Below are 19,898 nucleotides of genomic sequence, written 5' to 3'. Positions count from 1 at the left end.
TCCGTGACAAGCAGCCCTACCAGCAACCCAGCACCAAAAACCCCGAAAACCTCGCCGTTACCGGTTGACAAAGACCATAGAGACACCCCCCCCGCGTGCCGGTGGCGTGGCGGCCGTCGGTTGGGCGCGCAAGAGCGTCAGCGCCTCCTCCCGGCGTTCCGCCCAGACTCCTGCGGCCGTGGCGAACCCATGCAGGCGCTGGTACCCGTCAAGGCTGGGCCGGTCGGCGAACTGCTGCCAGGCGATGTCGGTGGCCGCCTGCGGCCGGCCCGCGCGGGCATGCAGGTCGGCGGCCAGTTCAGCCAGCCGCCCGTCGGGACTTCCCGGGAAGGATGCCTGCCCACGCTGCAGCCAATCCAGCGCGTCCTCGAAGCGCCCTGCCTCAGCGAAGGCGTGGACGGCCCGCCAGAACTGGTAGGGCGAGGCCAGGTCATGGGCGATCACGTCGACCAGCGCGTCCACCCCACGCCGGGCGGCCAGCGCCTCCTTCAGATAGGTCGGCCGGAAGCGGTTGCCGTCCCACCGCTTGTCGTCTTTCGGCGTCATGCGGCGTAGCGTCGACCACCGCTCGTCGATCACTTCTTCGAATCGGGCCAGGCCGGGCTCACCGAGTACGTCGACACAGGAGTTGGGGTCAGGCTGCCGCTCGCCTCGTATGGTCAGATCTCCACGAGGAGTAGCAGGATGTTCATCCCCCGGTAGGCCTTGTCGTCGACACGATCGCCGCGTGCCGGTCAGGTCTGCGCGGCATACTCGGCCACGGCCCACCGGACCGCCGCGATGTCGGACCACTCGCGGCTGGGGTGCACGCGGTTGGTGAGCAGGACCAGCACCAGATCCCGGCCGGGGTCGACCAGGAGGGACGTGCCGGTGAAGCCGGTGTGGCCGAAGGCCCCGCCCGCCGCCAACGGGCCCATCCAGTGCGGGTCACCGATGCGGACGCCGAGGCCGTGGCGGAAGCCGGGGTCGATGGCCGCGGGCAGGTGATCGCGGGTCATCTCCGCCACGGTGTCCGGCCGGAGGACGCGGACCCCGTCGACGGCTCCGCCCTGCCGCAGCATCTCGCCGAACCGGGCGACATCGGTGGCCGTGCCGAACAGGCCAGCGTTGCCCGCCGTCCCGCCGAGGGACCACGAGTTCTCGTCGTGGACGCTGCCGCGCAGCATGCCACGACCGATGTCGGGCTGGTGTTCGGTGGCCGCGGCCCGGGCCGCGCGGGCGGGGTCGGGCCGGAAGCCGGTGTCGGTCAGGCCCAGGGGCCGGCAGATCCGCTCCTGCACCATATCGGGCAGCCGCCGGCCGGTGACCCGTTCGGCCAGCAGCCCGGCGACCATGAATCCCACGCAGGAGTATTCGAAGGTGATGCCGGGTCGGTCGACCAGCGGAGCGTGCAACACCGCCCGCACCCGGGATTCGCGGTCCGGCCAGTCGGTCCACAGCCGCAGCAACGCCGGTAGCCCGGAGGTGTGGGTGAGCAGGTGGCGCGGGGTGATGCGGCGCCGCTCGCCGGCGCCGAAGCTGGGCAGCCACCCGGCGACCGGCTCGTCGAGGCCAAGTCGACCCTCCTCCACCAGGGTGAGCAGGACGGTCGTGGTGAACAGCTTCGTCACCGAGGCGAGGTCGAAGATCGTGGAGTCCAGGGCGGGTTGGCGGGCCTCTGGTGCGACCGGGGTGCCAGCGGCGTCGGCGTACCGGGCCAGGTGACCGACGGTAACCAGGTCGGTGGGCTGGCCGCCCCGCTGGATCAGGGCGATGGCCGTGCTGTAGAGCGGACGCTGTCCGCCTTCCAAGCCGTTGACCAGCATCGTTTTGAGTCTGGACACGGGGAGGACCCTAACGTAGTTGGCAACTTTCTTCATCTTGCGTCCGCATCTCGGAAACTGTTGACATCACTCCATGACGCCTTGATACTCGGTCGCCGGGCGTACGGCCGCCGCCGAGGGCGGGGAATACGGCGCCCGTAGCGCTCGCGGCGATGCGGCCGTGGCATACCGGAGGGAAGGAACGTGAAGCTCCCCAGCGCGCTGAGCTCACCAGCGGCCAGGTGTCTGGTGGCCGTCGCGGCCGCCGCACTCGTCGCGACGGGCTGCTCCAGCGGCACGTCCGGCAAGGGCGGGTCGACCGGCGGCACCCTGGTCGTCGGCTACACCGCCGACCCCAACACGCTCGAACCGTGGAAGGCAACCCAGTTCCAGGCGGTGCACCTGCTCGAGCAGATGTACAGCACGCTCACCGAACTCGACGCCGACCTCGACGTCAAGCCCGGTCTGGCCGAGAAGTGGCAGTACTCGGACGGCAACAAGACCCTGACCCTGACGCTGCGCAAGGACGTGAAGTTCCACGACGGCAAGGCGTTCACCTCCGCCGACGTCAAGTCGTCGATCGAGCGGATCCAGCAACCGGAGACCGCGGCCGTGGCCGCGGCCACCGTCAAGTCGATCCAATCGGTCGAGGCGCCCGATCCGCAGACCGCCGTGCTGCACCTGGCGGCGCCGGACGCCGGCCTGCTCGCCGGGCTCGCCACCACCAACCTGGTGATGCTCTCCAAGGACGACACCCCGGCGACGATCGGCCAGAAACCCAACGGCACCGGCGCGTTCACGTTCGACAGCCGCACCGCCGGCCAGTCGGTGAAGCTGACCGCCAACACCGACTACTGGGGTGGCAAGCCGAAGGTGACCGGCCTCGAGTTCCGGATCATCCCTGACCAGACCTCGGTCGTCGCGGCCCTGCAGTCCGGCAACGTCCAGTTCGCCACGCTCGACGACCCGCTGGTGGCGAAGTCGGCCGAGGGCAGCGGGCTGACGGTGACCAAGACGCCGAGCCTGTCGTACCACGTGCTGCAGCTCAACGCCCGCAAGGCGCCGCTGGACAAGCGGGACGTCCGGCTGGCCATCTCCTGCGCGATCGACCGGAAGCAGGTCCTGGACACCGCCGCCCTCGGTGCGGGCGAGGTGACCGGCCCGATCACCTCTCCCGCGTACAAGTCCGACCCGAACGCGCGTCCCTGCCCGACCCGCGACGTGGCCAAGGCCAAGCAACTGCTGGCCGGCGCCGGCTTCGCCAACGGCGTGACCATCCCCGTGATCGTCTCCCAGGGCGAGTACGCCACCTCCGTCAACGAGGCGCAGAACCTGCAGGCCCAGCTCAAGGAAGCCGGCATCAACCTCGATCTCCAGACGCTGGAGTCCGGCGCGTACGTGGACAAGTGGGTCGCCGCCGACTTCAGCGCGGCGGTGGCGCTCAACGGCGGCCGGCCGGACCCCGACGGCATGTACGGTCGCTACTTCCCCAGCACCGGCAACCTCAACAAGGTCGCTGGCTACTCCTCGCCGGAGCTCGACAAGCTCTTCGCCGAGGGCAAGGCGACCACCGACCCCGCCCAGCGCAAGGAGATCTACGCCCAGGCGTCCCGGCACCTGGAGGACAACGCGGTCTGGGTGTGGCTGTTCTCCAGCTACGGCTACACCGCGACCACCCAGGGCGTCTCCGGCTTCACCCCGCTGGCGAACGGCTCCCTGCAGAGCCTGCGCGAGATCTCGCTGCAGTGACCGCACGACCTGCCGGGCGGTGCGCGCACCGCCCGGCAGGACCCTCACCCAAGGAGGTGCCGGTGCGGTCCATCGCACGTCACCCGTTGTTCCGCCGGCTCGTGGAGACGGCGCTCACCCTCTTCGGCGTCGCGGTGCTGGTCTTCACCACCCTGCGGGCGATCCCCGGCGACGAGATCACCGCCACTCTCGGCACCGAGGCCGCCGGGCTCAGCCCGGAGCAGCAGGAGTCCCTGCGCGCCTACTACGGCCTCGACCAGCCCCTGGTGCTGCAGTTCTTCTCCTGGCTGGGCAACGTGCTCACCGGCAACCTCGGCTTCTCCCGGCGGGCCGGTGCCTCCGTCGTGGAGATGACCGCGAGCGCCCTGCCGGTCACGCTGGAACTGGCGGTCCTGGCCACCATCGTCGGCCTGCTGATCGGCGTGCCGTTGGCCATGCTGTCCGCGTCGCGTCCCAACGGCATCCGCGACGGGTTCGGCCAGCTGGTCGGCCTGGCCGCCCTGTCCGTGCCCAACTTCCTGCTCGGCGCCGCGCTGCTCACCCTGATCTCCAAGTACGCGCACTACAACCCCAACGCCCAGGGTTTCGCCCACCTCACCCAGGACCCGCTGCTGAACCTGCAGCAGATGCTCTTTCCGGCGCTGGTCCTCGGCTTCGGCCTGGCGGCCCCGATCATGCGTACCGCGCGATCGGCGCTGCTGGAGGTGCAGACCCAGGACTTCGTCCGCACCGCCCGGGGCAAGGGCGTCGCGCCGTGGCGACTGCGGGTGCGCCACGTCCTGCACAACGCGCTGAACCCGATCGTCACCATGGCCGGCATCCAGTTCGGCTATCTGCTGGGCGGCGCCGTCGTGGTCGAGCAGATCTTCTCCGTGCCGGGCATCGGGCGGCAGGTCCTCGCCGGAATCCAACAGAAGGAGTACGCCGTGGTCCAGAGCACCGTGCTGGTGATCGCCACCACGTTCGTCGTGGTCAACCTCCTCACCGACCTGCTCTACCGCGTCATCGACCCCCGGGTGCGTGCCGCGTGAGCCGGCGCAGTGAGAACGGCACCGGCGGAGTGCTGGCATGACGGCCGCGGTCGCCGGGCAGCAGGTGCCGGTCGCCGCACCGCCGGCCCGTACCGCTGCCTGGCGGCGGCTGCTGCGCAGCCCCGCCGGCCTGGGCGGCGCGGTGCTGGTGGCGCTCGTCGTCGCCGCCGCGGGCGCCGCCCTGCTCGGGCTGACCCCGTACGACCCCATCGCCCAGCACCCGCAGGCCCGCCTGCAGCAGCCGTCGGCCGACTACTGGTTCGGCACCGACCAGTTCGGCCGCGACGTGTTCTCCCGCTGCCTGGCCGGCGTGGCCAACTCGCTGCGGGTCGCCGTCGTCGCGGTCTTCCTCTCCGCCCTCGTCGGCACCACGGCGGGCGTCTGCGCCGGTTTCTACGGCGGCAAGGTACGCGGCCCGGTGCTGGCCGTGACGAACGTGCTCTTCGCCTTCCCGCCGCTGCTGCTCGCGCTGACCCTCGCGGCCACCTTCACCCGCAACTGGCTGACCATCGCCATCGCGATCGCCATCGTCTACGTGCCGATCTTCGTCCGGGTCAGCCGCGGGCCGGTGCTGTCGCTGCGCGAGACCGACTTCATCAAGGCCGCCCGGGTGCTCGGCATCCCGACCTGGCGGATCCTGCTGCGTCACCTGCTGCCGAACCTCGCCGCCATCGTGATCGTGCAGGTGACCCTGTCGCTGTCCTGGGCGGTGCTCACCGAGGCCGCACTGAGCTTCCTCGGGCTGGGCAGCCCGCCGCCCGCGCCGTCGCTGGGTTCGATGGTCTTCGACGCCAAGATCCTTGCCGGCACGGCCTGGTGGAACCTGGCCGCGCCGGGCGCTGTCATCGTCGTCTTCGTGGTCGGGCTCAATCTGCTCGGCGACGGGCTGCGCGACGCCCTCGACCCCAGAAATGGACGCAACGCATGACGGATCGTCTCGGTGACCTGCTGACCGAACAGGTCGACCACCGGTACGCCGGCCTCGACACCGCCTCGGTCGCACAGTTGGCGGTGGTCATGAACGACGCGGATGTGACCGTGCCCGCCGCCGTGCGGGCCGCGCTGCCGCAGATCGTGCCGGCCATCGAAGGGATCGCCGACCGGCTGGCGGCCGGCGGGCGGCTGCTCTACGTCGGGGCGGGCACCGCCGGCCGGCTGGGGGTGCTCGACGCGTCGGAATGCCCGCCGACGTTCAGCACCCCACCGGACCTGGTTCGCGCCGTCATCGCGGGCGGCACCGCGGCGCTGTTCGCGGCGCAGGAGGGCGTCGAGGACGACGAGGCAGCCGGCACGGCGGTGATCGCCGACTGTGCGATCACCGCCGTCGACGCGGTCGTCGGGATCTCGGCGAGCGGCCGGACCCCGTACGTCCTGGCGGCGGTGCGGGCCGCCAGGGAGCGGGGAGCGCTGACGGTCGGACTGTCGTGCAACGCCGACACGTCGCTGGGCGCCGCCGCCGATCACCCGATCGAGGTGCTCGTCGGCCCCGAGGTGCTGGCCGGCTCGACCCGACTGAAGGCGGGCACCGCGCAGAAACTGGTGCTCAACATGATCTCGACGATCTCGATGATCCGGCTGGGCAAGACGTACGACAACCTCATGGTCGACCTGCGGGTGACGAACGCCAAGCTGCGCGACCGGGCGGTGCGCATCATCCGGCGGGTCACCGGGGTCCCCCGCTCCGAGGCGGAGGCGGCGCTCGACCGCGCCGAACTGGACGTCAAGACCGCGATCCTCATGCTGGACCGCCCGGCCGACGTGGCGGATCCCCGCCAGCGGCTGGCCGCCAGCGGCGGGCGGCTGCGGGAAGCATTGGAGGCGATCGCGTGAAGGTCCTGGGCATGATCTCCGGTACGTCCCACGACGGCATCGACGTCGCGGCCGTCGACTTCACCGTGCGCGACGGCGTGCTGCACGGCGCCGTCGAGTATGCCGGCAGTTCGCCCTACCCGGAGGAGCTGCGCGCCCGGCTGATGCGGGCCCTGCCCCCGTCGGCGTTGACCTTCGCCGAGGCGTGCGAGCTGGACACGCTGATCGGTCAGGCGTTCGCCGAGGTGGCGGTCGACGCGGCCGGGCGGGCCGGTGGGGTTGACCTGATCTGCTCGCACGGCCAGACCGTCTACCACTGGGTGCAGGAGCGCCAGGTGCTTGGCACCCTGCAGATCGGGCAGCCGGCCTGGATCGCCGAGCGCGCCGGCGTCCCGGTCGTCGCCGACGTACGGGTGCGGGACGTGGTCGCCGGCGGCCAGGGCGCGCCGTTGGTGTCGATGATGGACGTCCTGCTGCTGTCCGGCCTGCCGGGCCGGCCGGCCGCGCTCAACCTGGGCGGCATCGCCAACATGACCGTGCTGCGGCCGCTCGACGCGGGCGGCCCGGTGGCCTACGACACCGGACCGGCGAACGCGCTGGTCGACGCCGCCGTCGTGCGGGCCAGCCGGGGCCGGCTGCGGTACGACGAGGACGGCCGGCTCGCCGCTGGCGGCCGGGTGGACGAGGCCCTGCTCACCGAGCTGCTCGCCGACCCGTACTACCGGCTCGACCCGCCGAAGACCACCGGCAAGGAGCTGTTCCACGCCGAATACCTTGAGGGGGCGCTGCGGACGCACCCCGAGCTCTCGGACGAGGACGTCGCCGCCACCTTGACCGCGCTCACCGCGCAGACGGTGGCCGACCAGGTACTCCGGCACCGGATCGACACGCTCGTCGCCTCCGGCGGGGGCTGCGCCAATCCGACGCTGATGGGGATGCTGCGGGAGCGGTTGACCGGGGTGCGGGTGACCACCACCGACGAGTTCGGCGCGCCGTCCGACACCAAGGAGGCGATCGCCTTCGCGTTGATCGGCTGGCACACCGCGTACGGTCTGCCCGCCACCGTGCCGTCGTGCACCGGCGCCACCGGGGCCCGGGTGCTCGGCGCCATCGTGCCCGGCGCCGCCCCGCTGCGCCTGCCGGCGCCCCTGGCCACCGCCCCCACCGGGCTGCGCCTGACCGGAGCCGTCTGATGAGCGCCCTGCTGGAACTCGCGGACCTGCGCGTGGCGGCCCGGTCCGGCGGCGCCGACCGGGAGATCGTGCACGGGGTCGACCTGACCGTCGAGGCCGGGGAGACCGTCGCCGTCGTCGGCGAGAGCGGGTCGGGCAAGTCGCTGACCATGCTGGCCGTGATGGGCCTGCTCGCCAGGCCGCTGCGCGTCTCTGGCGGGACGGTGCGACTCGGCGCCCGCGACCTCACCGCGCTCTCCGAGCGGAAGCTCCGTGCGATCCGCGGCAACGACGTGGCGATGATCTACCAGGACCCGATGACCTCGCTGAACCCGCTGATGCGGGTCGGCGACCAGGTCGTCGAGGCGATGACCGCGCACGGCGTACCGAAGGCCGAGGCGCGCCGGCGAATGCTCGACCAGCTGGCCCGCGTCGGCATCCCCGACCCGGAGCGCACCGCGCGGGCCTACCCGCACGAGTTCTCCGGCGGGATGCGCCAGCGGGTGATGATCGCCTGCGCGCTGGCGATGCGCCCCCGGCTGCTCATCGCCGACGAGCCCACCACCGCCCTGGATGTGACCATCCAGCAGCAGATCCTGGCGCTGATCGACGAGCTGCGCCGGGAACTCGGCATGACCACCATCTGGGTCACCCACGACCTCGGGGTGGTGGCCCGCCTGGTCGACCGGGTGGTGGTGATGTACGCGGGCCATGTGGTCGAGGACGCGCCGGTGCGGCAGCTGTTCCGCGCTCCGCAGCACCCGTACACGAAGGCGCTGCTGGCAGCCCTGCCCGACCCGGGCGACGACTCCCGGCCGCCGCTGGCCCAGATCCCCGGACGGCCGCCGGCCGCCACCGACCCGGTGCTGGGCTGCTCGTTCCGGCCGCGGTGCGCGCAGGCCGTCGACGCGTGCGCGACCCGCCCTCCCCTGCAGCCGCGCGGGCAGGGCCGGGTCGCCTGCTGGGTCCCCCCGCACGAGTGGAGGAACTGATGCTCACCGCGACCGACCTGGTCAAGCAGTATCCGGTGCGAGGCGGCGACGGCGTCGTGCACGCCCTCGCCGGCGTCTCACTGACCGTCGGGGACGGCGAGACCCTCGGTATCGTCGGCGAGTCCGGCTGTGGCAAGTCGACCCTGGCCAAGCTGCTGGTACGGCTCGAGGATCCGACCTCCGGCCGGGTGGAGCTGGACGGGGTGGACCTGACCGGGTTGCGCGGCCCGGCGCTGCGCCAGCAGCGCCGGCACATCCAGCTGCTGTTCCAGGACCCGTACTCCTCGCTCAACCCGCGGCTGCGTGTCGGCCAGATGCTGGCCGAGGTACTGGCCGTGCACCGGCTCGCCGACGGCCGGCAGCGCCAGCGGCGGGTAGGCGAGCTGCTGGAGATGGTCGGGCTGGGTGCGGCGTTCGCCGACCGGTACCCGCACGAGCTCTCCGGCGGCCAGCGGCAGCGCGTCGGCATCGCCCGGGCCCTCGCAGTGGAGCCGAAGGTGCTGCTGCTTGACGAGCCGGTGTCGGCGCTCGACGTCTCGGTGCGCGCCGAGATCATGAACCTGCTGGTCAACCTGCGCCGCGAGCTGAACCTCAGCTACGTGTTCATCAGCCACGACGTGGCCATGGTGCGGCACCTCAGCGACCGGGTCGCGGTGATGTACCTCGGTCGCGTCGTCGAGATCGGCGACTGGAAGTCGGTGCTGGACAACCCCCGGCATCCCTACACCGCCGCGCTGTGCGCCGCGGTGCCGGCCCCCGACCCGGACCTCGCCCAGCCGATCGAGGCCACCGTCTCCGGTGAGGTGCCCAACCCGGCCGCCCCGCCGTCCGGCTGCCCGTTCCACCCGCGCTGCCCCCTTGCCCAGGACGACTGCCGGCAGCTCGATCCGGCGTTGCTGCCGTTCCCACTGGGCTCCCGCCACCAGGTGGCCTGCCATGTGGCGGCCGAGCGGGTGAGCGACCGGTCGCAGCTCGCCCCGTCCGGCTCGTGACCGCGCCGGTGCGGGTGCGTCCGGCGGTGCCGGCCGACGCCGTCACCGTCGGCGCCGTCTTCCTGGCCTGCTGGCACCGGTCGTACGCGAACCTGCTGCCGGCGGCGGTGCGGGCCCGCTACGACGAGGCGGGCGCGGTGGCGTTGTGGCGGCGGGTCCTTGCGGCCGCCCCCGACGGCGTGCTCGTCGCCGACGTGGCCGGGCACGGGGTCCGTGGTGTGGTGCGGTTCGGCGCGGACCCGGACGAGCCGCGCCGCGGACACGTGTTCAGCCTGTACGTGCACTCGGAGGCGCAGGGCCTCGGGTTGGGTCGGACGCTGCTGCACGACGCGGCCGGGAAGCTGCGCGCGGCCGGGCATGCCACGGCGACATTGTGGGTGTTCGCGGCAAACGATGCCGCTCGGGCCTTTTACGCGGCGCAGGGCTGGACGCCCGACGGCGGCACCCGGGTCGAGGAGGCGTACGGCGAGCCGGAGGTGCGGCTGCGCCGGAGCCTGGCCGAGGTCACGTCAGGCTGAGCCGGATCGGCAGGTCGTCGGAGATCCGCGCCTTGGGTGCCGCGGGTTCGCCGTACGACGCGATGGTGATCGGCTGCTGCGATGTGCCGGAGCCGCGTGGTGCCAGCGTGCCGGTGCCCGTGCTGCCCCGCTTGAGCTGCACGCTCGTCCCCGGGGCGAGGGTCAGGGCGTTGACCTGCGCCAGCGCACTGAACAGGTCGAGCCGTGAACCGGAGCCGGCCGATCCGGATCGCGAGCAGTCGACGAAGACCGCGCCCGGGTTCGATGGCTCGGCGGCCGCGGAGCGCAGCTGGTCGGCCGGGGCCTTGATGAAGGCCGCGGTGAGCTCGACGGCCTTGTCGAGGTCGGCCACCCGCGCGTCGTTGGCCTCCCGCAGCAGCGCGACCATCTTCCTGACCACCTCTGGCGTGCCGGTGACGACCTCGTTGCGGCCGATGTAGGACGTACAACAGCAACGGGCAGTTGATGGGCACCGAGCTCGGCGTCACCGGCTACTACACGAAGGCCGACTACGCGGAGATCATCCGTTACGCGGGTGAGCGCGGCATGACCGTGATTCCCGAGATCGACCTGCCCGGCCACACCAACGCCGCGCTGCACGCGATCCCGCAGCTCAACACCCCCGGGGCCTTCCCGAAACCGCAGCCCGGGCAGCCGACCGTGCCGCATAACGGCACCCCCGCCGTCGGCTACTCGTCGCTGGATGCCAACAGCGCGGTGACGTACGAGTTCGTCACGCACGTGCTCGCCGAGATCGCGAAGATGACCCCCGGGCCGTATCTGCACATCGGCGGCGACGAGGCGCATGTGACCAGCCCTCGCTGCGCAACCTCGCCATCAGCGCCCTGCGCCTGGCCGGCCGCCCCGACATCACTGAAGCCACCCGATGGGTCAGCCGTCATATGAGCAGGCCCTTCACCATTCTCGGACTCACGTCATGATCTTGGAACGGCCGTGGAACGATCCCGACGGCGTGTCACGAATTCGGCAACAGGGATCGTAGGGCGCCCCAAACGCGCGATCCCGCCTTGTAACCTCTGCTGATGGTGTTCCCCCGGCCACTCGACCCCGCTCGAAAGCTCGGGGACGCCGTCGCCTCTGTTCAGCGATAGCGCGAATGTCTACCAGCGGTTTTGACACAGGTGACCTGTCGGCGATCGCGTCGCCCGGCTTGATCGGACGCGAGCGCGAGTTTGCCGCCCTGAGCGCGGCGCTGTCGGATCCGCCGGTGATTGTGCTGGTCGAGGGCGAAGGCGGGATCGGTAAGAGCCGGTTGATTCAGGAGTTGCTCGCGACACGTACCCCGGCCCGTCGAGAGGTGCTGCTGGCGACCTGTCCGGCGTTCCGGCAGCCCTTCACGCTTGGCCCGGTGGTGGACGCGATCCGAACGGCGACTGAGGATGTCGGCGGGCTCGGCCTGAGCGGGTTGGCGGGGGCGCTCCGGGCGCTGTTCCCCGAGTGGGCGTCGGCGCTGCCGCCGGCGCCCGAGCCGGCCGAAGACGCAGCAGCGGCACGACACCGGTTGTTCCGGGCCCTCGAGGAGATCCTCGAACTGATCGACATCGGTTTGCTCGCGATCGAGGACGTGCATTGGGCAGACGAGGCCACTCTGGAGTTTCTGCTGTTCCTGGCATCGCGCCCGCGGCAACGGGTCAGCTTGCTCGTGAGCTACCGTCCGGACGAGATCGCGCCGGACTCTCTGCTGCTGCGGTTGTCGTCCCGGCAACCGGCGGGGACGGCGCGGCTGCGGCTGTTCCTGGAGCCCCTGGACGTCGCCGCGACTGCCAAGATGGTGTCCTCGATGCTCGGCGGGGAGCGCGTCTCTGATGAATTCGCGGCCTTCCTGCATGACCGGACCGATGGGCTTCCGCTGGCCATCGAGGAGTCCGTGCGGCTGATGTGGAACCGCGCTGACCTGGTCCGGCGGGGTAATTCCTGGGTGCGGCATCGGCTAGGCGAGATCGATGTGCCGCCGACGGTCCGCGACGCCGTACTGGAACGGAGCGCACGACTCGGCCCGGCGGCGCAGGCGGCACTGCGCGCGGCCGCCGTCCTCACCGACCCCGCCGCCGAGGACACCGTCGTCGAGGTGATGGCGCCGGCCGGAGACCCAGCGAGCAGGCTGGCCGGCCTGGCGGAGGCGGTGGGTTCCGGGCTGTTGAGGGAGGACCCGGGTGGGCTGGTCTCGTTTCGGCACATGCTGACGTGCCGCGCGGTGTACGAGGCGATCCCGATGCGGGAGCGGCGGGCGATGCACCTACGCGCCGCATGCGTCCTCGAAGGCGTCACCCCGCCGCCGGTCGCCCAGCTGGCGCGCCATTTCCGAGAGGCCGGCGACATCACGGCGTGGTGCCGGTACGCGGAACAGTCCGCCGACCTCGCCATCGCCTCGGGCGACGATGCGACGGCCGTCGTCCTGCTGCACGATCTGCTCACCAAGGCCGACCTGCTGCCCGCCGACGTGGTCCGGCTCACCGGCAAGGTTCCGTTCGGCCTACTCACCGGGCGCGAACGCTACCGCGAACTGATGGACGCCCTCCGCCTCGTGCTGGACACCGGTGAGCCGACGCCGAGCGAGGCGGCGGAGGCCCGCTTCCTGGTCGCGCGGCTGCTGCTGCAGATGGAGGCGTTCGAGCCGGCCCGGATCGAGATGGAACGAGCGCTGCCCGACCTCGGGCACGACCCGGCGAAGGCAGCCCGCGCAATGATGTTCCTCGGCCTGCCCTACGGGACGACGACGCCGGCGGCCGAACACCTCAGGTGGCTGCGGCGTGTGGCGCAGGTGCCGGCTTCGATGGCGCCGGCGGACCGGTTGAGCATCCGGGCCGGACGGGCGAGCGGACTCCTGCTGCTTGGTGAGGAGGAGGGGTGGGCGGAGGCGGCGTTGATCGGCGACGACGCGACCACCACAGCGGAGAGGGTGCGCGTCACGGCCGGCCATCTCAATGTCGGGCACATGGCGCTGATCTGGGGTCGCTACGCGGAGGCGAGGCGGGCACTCACGCTGGCCATCGGCCTGGCCGAGAAGTATCAGTACCGGAAGCTCCGTGGGGTGGGGCAGGTGACGTTGACCCAGCTGGACTGGCTCACCGGAGCCTGGGACGGGCTGGCCGAGCGGGCCGGATCGCTTGCTGGTGACGAGGAGCTTCTGCAACCGGTGAGCCGCCTGGCGCCGGCCATGGTCACCGGCTTACTGCATGCCGCCCGCGGGGACCATGACAGAGCGGACGCGTGCCTGCGGACCGTCCTGGAGCAGGCGGATCGGCAGGGCGGGGCGGAATACTCCGTCGAGCCAGCCGGTGCCCTGGCCAGGCTCCGGCTGGGCGCCGGGCGGATCGACGACGTGCTGCAGGTAACCGACGAGCCGATCCGGTTCATCGAGGGCAAGGGTACCTGGATCTGGGCCACCGAGATCGCCCCGGTCCGGGTCGAGGCACTGCTGATGGCCGGCCGGGTCGGCGAGGCCGGCGACCTGGCCGACGCTTTCGCGGCGGGAGTATGTGATCGCCGCGCACCCGGCCCGCATGCCGCCCTGGCGATCTGCCGGGCGGTTCTGGCCCAACACCGAGGCGATCCCCTCAGCGCCGCCGACTTGTTCGCTCATGCGGCCGAGGCGTGGCAGAGGCTTCCACGGCCTTACGACGCCCTGCTCAGCCGTGAGCGGCAGGCCGGCTGCCTGCTGCGTGCGGACCGGTTGGACGCCGCGCTCCCCGTCCTTGAGGAGGCCTTCCAAGGGCTGTCCGTCCGCGGTGCTCGTGGTGACGCCGTGCGCGTCATGCACACCCTGCGTGCACACGGCGTGGAGGTGAAGCGTCCGTCGTGGCGGGGTGGGCGGCGCAGCTACGGCGATCAGCTGTCTCCCCGGGAGCTCGACGTGGTCCGGCTGCTCGTCGAGGGCCGAACCAACCGGGAAATCGCCGCCGCTCTTTTCCTGTCACCGAAGACGGTCGCGCGGCACGTGGAAGCAGCCATGCGCAAGCTCGATGTGTCGTCCCGGACGGCGCTGGCCGTGCGGGTCGTGGAAGCCAGCGTCGTTACCGACGACCCGGCTGGCGACGACCGCTAGGCGGGTGCGCGGCGGCAAAATTGGGTCATCTGCCCAGTCGTCCGGTAACCGGGGCGGGGACAACAATCGACCGTCATGGAAACACCGCCAGTCCCGCCGTCGAACGAGCCGGACCAGCAGCCTGAGCAGTCCCGTCCGACTGCGCCGCCCACGGCGCCGCAGCAGCCCACGGCCGGCGTGGGCAGCGCCCCCCCGGACGACGACGGCTACGAAGCCGTTTGAGTTCCGATCGCCCCCTCCTCGAGAAGGTAGCCGCCCCACGCGAACCACTCCCGCATCTCCCGAACCGCACTGACCCCGGCGCCTAACGGCGGTGCCGTCGGCGTCCTGACTGGCTCATTCGCCGGCCCCCGTGACCGCGAGCCCCTCCGAACCGGCCCCGGCCCGGCAGGCCCCCGAACTCGTCGACTCCCACCAGGTCACCCCGGTCACCGGTGAGCGAATCCAGCTCGACTAGTACCGAGATCTGCCTGATCTAAGAATTTACGATTCGGCTCGCACTCACCCCATAGGAGAGCTGTACATGTCTCATCCCCCGTCCGCGCGACCATCGCGCCGCAGGTTGCGTCCGGTCGCGTCGACCACGACGGCCAGACGCGTCTGGGCGCTGATGGTGGCGTTGGCTGTCGCCACAGTCACGGTGATCGCTGTGCCGACTGCGGCCTTCGCCGCTACCGCCTCCGCCTCCGCCTCCGCCAAGGATCCTGTCCCGGCCACGAAGGCCGCCGGCCCGACCTCGCCTGGTCAGCACCCCACCAATCAGGTGTGCGCCAAGCCGTCGAGGGCCCGGGAGATGTCCTGCCTGTCGATGGTCCGCACCGATGTTGTCGCTGCGAAGGGTGTGCAGCGCACTGCCGCTCCCATCGGGTTCGGTCCGGTTGACCTGCGGAGCGCGTACAACCTGCCCACTGCTGGCTCTACTGAGACGGTGGCGGTCGTGGTCGCGTACGACAGCCCGAGCGCCGAGGCGGACCTGGCCGTCTACCGCCAGCAGTACGGGTTGCCGCCGTGCACCACGGCCAACGGCTGCTTCAGGAAAATCGACCAGCGCGGCGGCACGAACTATCCGTCACCGGACGCCGGGTGGGCCGCCGAGGCCGCACTCGACGTCGACATGGTCAGCGCGGTCTGCCCGACCTGCAAGATCCTGCTGGTCGAGGCCGACGACGCCTACCTGGACAGCCTCGGCACGGCCGTGAACCAGGCGGTCGCCCAGGGCGCCAAGTACGTCTCCAACAGCTACGGCGGTCGTGAAGGCACCGAGGTGACCCAGGCCGACGACGCCTACTTCAACCACCCCGGTGTCGCGATCACGGCCAGCACCGGCGACTTCGGTTACGGCCTCTCCTACCCGTCCACGTCGCAGTACGTGACCGCGGTCGGCGGCACCTCGCTGGTCAGGGACACCTCCAACGGCCGCGGCTGGACCGAAGGCGCATGGCGGGGTGCGGGCAGTGGCTGCTCCGGGTACGTGCCCAAGCCGTCGTTCCAGAAGGACACCGGCTGCGCGCGCCGCTCGGTTGCGGATGTGTCCGCGGTCGCGGACCCGAACACCGGTGTCGCGGTCTACCACGGTGGCTGGCAGGTCTTTGGCGGCACCAGCGCGTCCGCCCCGATCATCGCTGCGGTCTACGCGCTGGCCGGGACGCCTGCGACGGGTTCGGCGCCGAACTCCTACCCTTACGCCCAGCCGTCCGCGCTGAACGATGTGACCTCCGGAAGCAACGGCAGCTGCTGGCCTGCCTGGTACCTGTGCAATGCGGGGTCGGGTTATGACGGGCCGACCGGGCTCGGCACCCCGAACGGGCTCGCGGCGTTCCGTTCCGGGCCGCAGGGCACTGTCGCGGGTACGGTGACCGACGGTACCGCTCCGCTGGCGGCGGCCAGGATCACCGTGGGTGGCGTCACGGCGATGACGGACGGGCAGGGGCGCTACACCCTGACCGTGCCACCGGGAACGTATGACGTCAGCGCGAGCAAGTTCGGGTACGCCGGCAAGACCGTTGCGGGTGTCACCGTCGGCGACGGTCAGACGGTGACCGAGAGCTTCACCCTGAGCGCGAGGTCGCTGGTCAACGTCACCGGTGTGGTGCATGACGGTTCCGGTCACGGCTGGCCGCTGTATGCGACGGTGCGGGTCAAGGACGAGCCGACGGCGGTCGCCTACACCGACCCGAAGACCGGGCGATACAGCCTGAGCGTGCCCGCCGGGGACACCTACACTCTGCAGGTCGACCCGGTGTATGCCGGCTACCAGCGGGACTCGCAGGACGTGCGGGTGGGTTCGGCGGATGTGACGCATGACGTCAACGCCTCGGTCGACGAGATGACCTGCAGCGCGGCCGGGTACGGCTACCACTACGCCGGCATCACCGAGTCGTTCTCCGGCTTCACCACGCCGTCGGGCTGGACCGTGGATGACAAGATCGGCAACGGCCAGACCTGGGCGTTCACCGATCCCGGCAGGAAAGGCAACAAGACCGGCGGGTCCGGCGGCTTCGCCATCGTCGACAGTCAATACTACGGGTACGGAAAGACCCAGGACACCTCGCTGATCAGCCCGGTCATGGACTTCAGCCAGCGGACCCAACCATCCCTGATCTTCCGTACCGACTACTCCGCCTACCCGATCGGGCAGAGCGCGGACGTCGATCTCAGCGTCGACGGCGGCCAGACGTGGACCAACGTCTGGCACCACACCAAGGACAGCGCCCGGGGGCCGCGGACCGAGGTGGTGGACCTGTCCCCGGCCGCCGGCCAGGCCAATGTCCAGGTACGGTTCCACTTCACCGCCAAGTGGGGCTACTGGTGGCAGGTCGACGATGTCTTCCTCGGCGACCGCACGTGCGACCCGGCGCCGGGCGGCCTGGTCGTCGGCCAGGTGACCGACAAGAACACCGGGACCGGGATCAGCGGCGCCACGGTGACGTCCACCGACAAGCCCGCGGAGAAGACGACCTCGGCGGCGACGCCGAACGACCCGAACCTGGGCGACGGCTTCTACTGGATGTTCTCCTTCGCCACCGGGCAGCACAGGTTCACCGCCACGGCGGCGAACTACTACAGCGCACAGGACCTCACCGTCGACGTCGCCCCGGACCAGGCAACCGACGGCACGTTCGCCCTCGCCGCACCCCGCATCGAGGTCAGCCCGGCCCAGCTCAGCAAGACCGTCGACTGGCAGGGCCAGGCCAGCTCCACCATGACCGTGAAGAACACCGGAACCGCCCCGGTGACTGCCACGATCGGTGAGTGGCCGGGCGGCCAACAGCCCGCTGCGGCGCAGCCGGGTGCTCCGCTGCAGGAAGTGAAGGGAAACTACAGCCCCCTGCGATTCCGGCCCGGCAAGACCACACAGACGGCTGCCAAGCCCGCAGCGACGCCGTACGAGGCGCCGTGGACCACAGTGGCCGACTACCCCGTACCGATCATGGACAACGGCGTGGCGACCATCGACGGCAAGGTCTATTCGGTCGCCGGAGTCGACGGCAAGCACATGCTCAGCACGGCCTACGTCTACGACCCGGGCGTCCAGGCGTGGAACGCCCTGCCGAACCTGAGCGTCGCCCGGGAGGCGCCGCAGGCAGCCGCCTACGGTGGCAAGCTTTACGTCTTCGGCGGCTGGGGCTGGAACGATGCCCCGGTGGCCAAGACCGAGATCTACGACACCATGACCGGCGTCTGGTCCACCGGCGCCGACAACCCGAAGCCGTCCGCCGGCGCCGCCGTGACCGTACTCCACGGCAAGATCTACATCGTCGGCGGCTGCGCGTCTGACAGCTGTGGCAAGACGGACGTGCAGGTGTACGACCCGGCCTCGGACTCCTGGAGTTCGGGCACGGCGTATCCGGAGCCGACCGCCTGGCTCGGCTGCGGCGGCATCGGGACCAAGCTGTACTGCGCGGGCGGTTTTTCGGGCAGTGGCAGCACCAAGCACGCCTACGGCTACGACCCGGCCTCCGGCAGTTGGACTCCCGTCGCCGACCTGCCGATCGACCTGTGGGCGATGGGCTATTCGGTGTCAGCCGGCAAGTTCCTCGTGTCGGGCGGCGTGTACGGCAACAGCAGCGTGCTCACCAACCGGGGCTTCAGCTACGACCCGGGTTCCGATACCTGGACCGTGCTGCCCAACTCCAACCGGACTCTCTACCGCGGCGGCTCTGCCTGCGGCTTCTACAAGATCGGCGGTACTACCGGAAGCTTCTACGCGTTCAATACTGTTGAGTTGCTGCCCGGCTATGACCAGTGCACCGCAGCCGATGCCCCCTGGCTGTCGGCGAGCAAGACCGAGGTGACGCTTCAGCCGGGCGAGAGCGCCAACGTCAACGTCAGCTTCAACGCGAACATCGCCGAGATCACGCAGCCGGGGACGTTCACCGCTCAGCTGTCGATCGGCGCGAAGACGCCGTACCGGATCGCGCCGGTGCCGGTGACGCTCGTGGTGAACCCGCCCAGGACCTGGGGCAAGATCACCGGGACGGTCACCGGGGTCGGCTGCACCGGCACGTCGGCGCCACTGATCGGAGCGACCGTGCGGATCACCTCGAAGAACACGAACTACACCCTGAAGACCGACAAGAACGGTCAGTACGTGCTCTGGCTCGACGTCAGAAACAACCCGCTCAAGGTGACCGTGTCCAAGGACGGCTGGGCGCCACAGACCGCATCGGTCGAGATTGAACCGCGCGAGGCGGTCGCGGCCGACTTCTCTCTCAAGCCCGACCACACCTGCACCTGATCCGAGGCTCCGTGCGGGCCGGGCTTCGGCCCGGCCCGCACGGAGCACCATGGCCGGTGCGGTGACCATCGCGGGCGGGAAGGCCGGCTCGGGCCGCTGTGTCGGTGAGATGTCCGCGACGGCGTGGCCCCCAGCCTTGGGGGGATGGTCACAGTGAGGGCGGTGATCGGCTCGCCGACCTGACGGGCTGCCTGGTCGGCGACATCCCGTGGTACAACGGGCTCGAAGCACCACAGTCCCACGACGTCACCGGGCCGCCCTGCCCACCATTTTCAGCCCCTCCAGGGCGGCCTGGCCAGGCGACTCCCGCTGTAAGGCCGTCGCCGGGTCACAGCCAGCCGCGCTTGCCGGCCTGCCAGCCGAGCTGGAAGCGGGTGGCGGCGCCCGCGGTGCTGCTCAACGTCTGGATGCGCCGGGTGACGGTGCGAAGGCTAACGCCCAGTTCGCGGGCCACCGCCGTGTCGGACATGCCGGCCCCGAGCAGTGTCAGCAGCCGCTCCTGGTCGGGGACGAGCGCGTCGCGGGCGCGGGGGCCGGATGTCGCGAGCCCCGGCCGGATCGGCACCGCCCGGGCCCACAGGGTCTCGAAAAGCATGATGAGGGCGTCGAGCAGAGCGCATGGGTGGACGAGGACCGCCATTTCTACCGGGGACGTGGTTGCGGCGAGCGGGACGAGGGCGAGCTTGCGGTCGGCGATCGCGAGTTTCATAGGAAGCTCGGGCAGGGACCGCGCCTCCTCCCCGGCCGCGACCAGCTTCTCTATCGCCCTTATCCGCATTCCGTCGCCGAACTCCAGGGCTCGGCGATCGTACATTGACCGGCATCGGACGCCTTTCTGGAGAAGTTGGACCTCGACCTCGTTGACCTGCGCTTCGTTAGCCCCGTTGAGGTACGGAGGGCAGTCGAAAAACATCAACTCGTCCTTGACGGTGCGCTGAAGTAATCTCAGCTACTTTGCAGCAGGTATTTGTACTCGAAATGGGTCAGGTGCAGTGCGGCCGCGACGATGTCGCTGATTCGGCGTGGGCT

The 19,898-nt window shown here is 70.7% G+C and carries 14 protein-coding genes and 1 pseudogene; 11 read left to right on the top strand and 4 right to left on the bottom strand.

Annotated elements, in window-relative coordinates; all coding sequences use genetic code 11:
* Positions 1-57 precede the first annotated feature (57 nt).
* Complete coding sequence (locus tag ABZ807_RS31005) at positions 58-579, bottom strand: hypothetical protein (RefSeq protein ID WP_357165918.1); 522 nt, start codon at positions 577-579, stop codon at positions 58-60.
* Positions 580-734: 155 nt separating this feature from the next.
* The gene (locus tag ABZ807_RS31000; protein ID WP_357165915.1) at positions 735-1,823 is read right to left on the bottom strand and encodes a serine hydrolase domain-containing protein; all 1,089 of its coding nucleotides are present in this window, start codon (positions 1,821-1,823) and stop codon (positions 735-737) included.
* Positions 1,824-2,006: 183 nt separating this feature from the next.
* Between ABZ807_RS31000 and ABZ807_RS30995 the strand changes: the two genes are divergently transcribed.
* The 8 genes from ABZ807_RS30995 to ABZ807_RS30960 all read left to right on the top strand — a co-directional run bounded on the left by ABZ807_RS30995 (position 2,007) and on the right by ABZ807_RS30960 (position 10,065).
* Positions 2,007-3,551: an ABC transporter substrate-binding protein gene (locus ABZ807_RS30995; protein WP_357165912.1), complete on the top strand. Its 1,545-nt coding sequence runs from the start codon at positions 2,007-2,009 to the stop codon at positions 3,549-3,551.
* 62 nt (positions 3,552-3,613) lie between these two features.
* Positions 3,614-4,582 (top strand): ABC transporter permease, encoded by a 969-nt coding sequence (locus ABZ807_RS30990; protein ID WP_357165909.1) that lies wholly within the window; start codon positions 3,614-3,616, stop codon positions 4,580-4,582.
* Between the two features lie 37 nt (positions 4,583-4,619).
* A complete protein-coding gene (locus tag ABZ807_RS30985) occupies positions 4,620-5,510 on the top strand; it encodes an ABC transporter permease (protein WP_357165906.1) in 891 nt (296 codons plus the stop codon).
* A complete protein-coding gene (murQ, locus tag ABZ807_RS30980) occupies positions 5,507-6,412 on the top strand; it encodes an N-acetylmuramic acid 6-phosphate etherase (protein ID WP_357165903.1) in 906 nt (301 codons plus the stop codon). The genes ABZ807_RS30985 and murQ overlap by 4 nt, the downstream gene beginning before the upstream one ends.
* An 11-nt stretch (positions 6,413-6,423) precedes the next feature.
* Complete coding sequence (locus ABZ807_RS30975) at positions 6,424-7,584, top strand: anhydro-N-acetylmuramic acid kinase (RefSeq protein WP_357165900.1); 1,161 nt, start codon at positions 6,424-6,426, stop codon at positions 7,582-7,584.
* Positions 7,584-8,555 carry an ABC transporter ATP-binding protein gene (locus ABZ807_RS30970; RefSeq protein ID WP_357165898.1) on the top strand — a complete coding sequence of 324 codons (972 nt, stop codon included), beginning with the start codon at positions 7,584-7,586 and terminating at the stop codon, positions 8,553-8,555. Before ABZ807_RS30975 ends, ABZ807_RS30970 begins: the two co-directional genes overlap by 1 nt.
* Positions 8,555-9,547 (top strand): oligopeptide/dipeptide ABC transporter ATP-binding protein, encoded by a 993-nt coding sequence (locus ABZ807_RS30965; protein ID WP_357165895.1) that lies wholly within the window; start codon positions 8,555-8,557, stop codon positions 9,545-9,547. Before ABZ807_RS30970 ends, ABZ807_RS30965 begins: the two co-directional genes overlap by 1 nt.
* Positions 9,544-10,065 (top strand): GNAT family N-acetyltransferase, encoded by a 522-nt coding sequence (locus ABZ807_RS30960; RefSeq protein WP_357165892.1) that lies wholly within the window; start codon positions 9,544-9,546, stop codon positions 10,063-10,065. The genes ABZ807_RS30965 and ABZ807_RS30960 overlap by 4 nt, the downstream gene beginning before the upstream one ends.
* On the opposite strand, the gene ABZ807_RS30955 is transcribed toward ABZ807_RS30960, so the two are convergent.
* Positions 10,052-10,453 (bottom strand): hypothetical protein, encoded by a 402-nt coding sequence (locus tag ABZ807_RS30955; protein ID WP_357165889.1) that lies wholly within the window; start codon positions 10,451-10,453, stop codon positions 10,052-10,054. The two genes, ABZ807_RS30960 and ABZ807_RS30955, sit on opposite strands and share 14 nt — an antisense overlap.
* A gap of 101 nt (positions 10,454-10,554) precedes the next feature.
* On the opposite strand from ABZ807_RS30955, the pseudogene ABZ807_RS30950 reads away from it, so the two are divergent.
* The 3 genes and pseudogenes from ABZ807_RS30950 to ABZ807_RS30940 form a co-directional block, all read left to right on the top strand.
* Positions 10,555-10,869, top strand: a pseudogene (locus tag ABZ807_RS30950) (family 20 glycosylhydrolase); the annotation flags it as partial.
* Between the two features lie 367 nt (positions 10,870-11,236).
* Positions 11,237-14,131, top strand: a complete 2,895-nt coding sequence (locus tag ABZ807_RS30945) for an AAA family ATPase (protein WP_357165886.1) — start codon at positions 11,237-11,239, stop codon at positions 14,129-14,131.
* A gap of 649 nt (positions 14,132-14,780) precedes the next feature.
* Positions 14,781-18,869 (top strand): carboxypeptidase regulatory-like domain-containing protein, encoded by a 4,089-nt coding sequence (locus ABZ807_RS30940; protein WP_357165883.1) that lies wholly within the window; start codon positions 14,781-14,783, stop codon positions 18,867-18,869.
* A 328-nt stretch (positions 18,870-19,197) separates the two neighbouring features.
* Here the strand turns inward: ABZ807_RS30940 and ABZ807_RS30935 are convergent, their stop codons facing one another.
* Positions 19,198-19,782, bottom strand: coding sequence for a hypothetical protein (locus ABZ807_RS30935; RefSeq protein ID WP_357165880.1), 585 nt, complete (start codon positions 19,780-19,782; stop codon positions 19,198-19,200).
* Between the last annotated feature and the right edge of the window lie 116 nt (positions 19,783-19,898).

It is taken from the genome of Micromonospora sp. NPDC047548 (assembly GCF_040642975.1).
Taxonomy (GTDB): domain Bacteria; phylum Actinomycetota; class Actinomycetes; order Mycobacteriales; family Micromonosporaceae; genus Micromonospora.
Note: the sequence above shows the minus strand (reverse complement) of the source record. Positions and strands in the feature narration are given on the sequence as shown.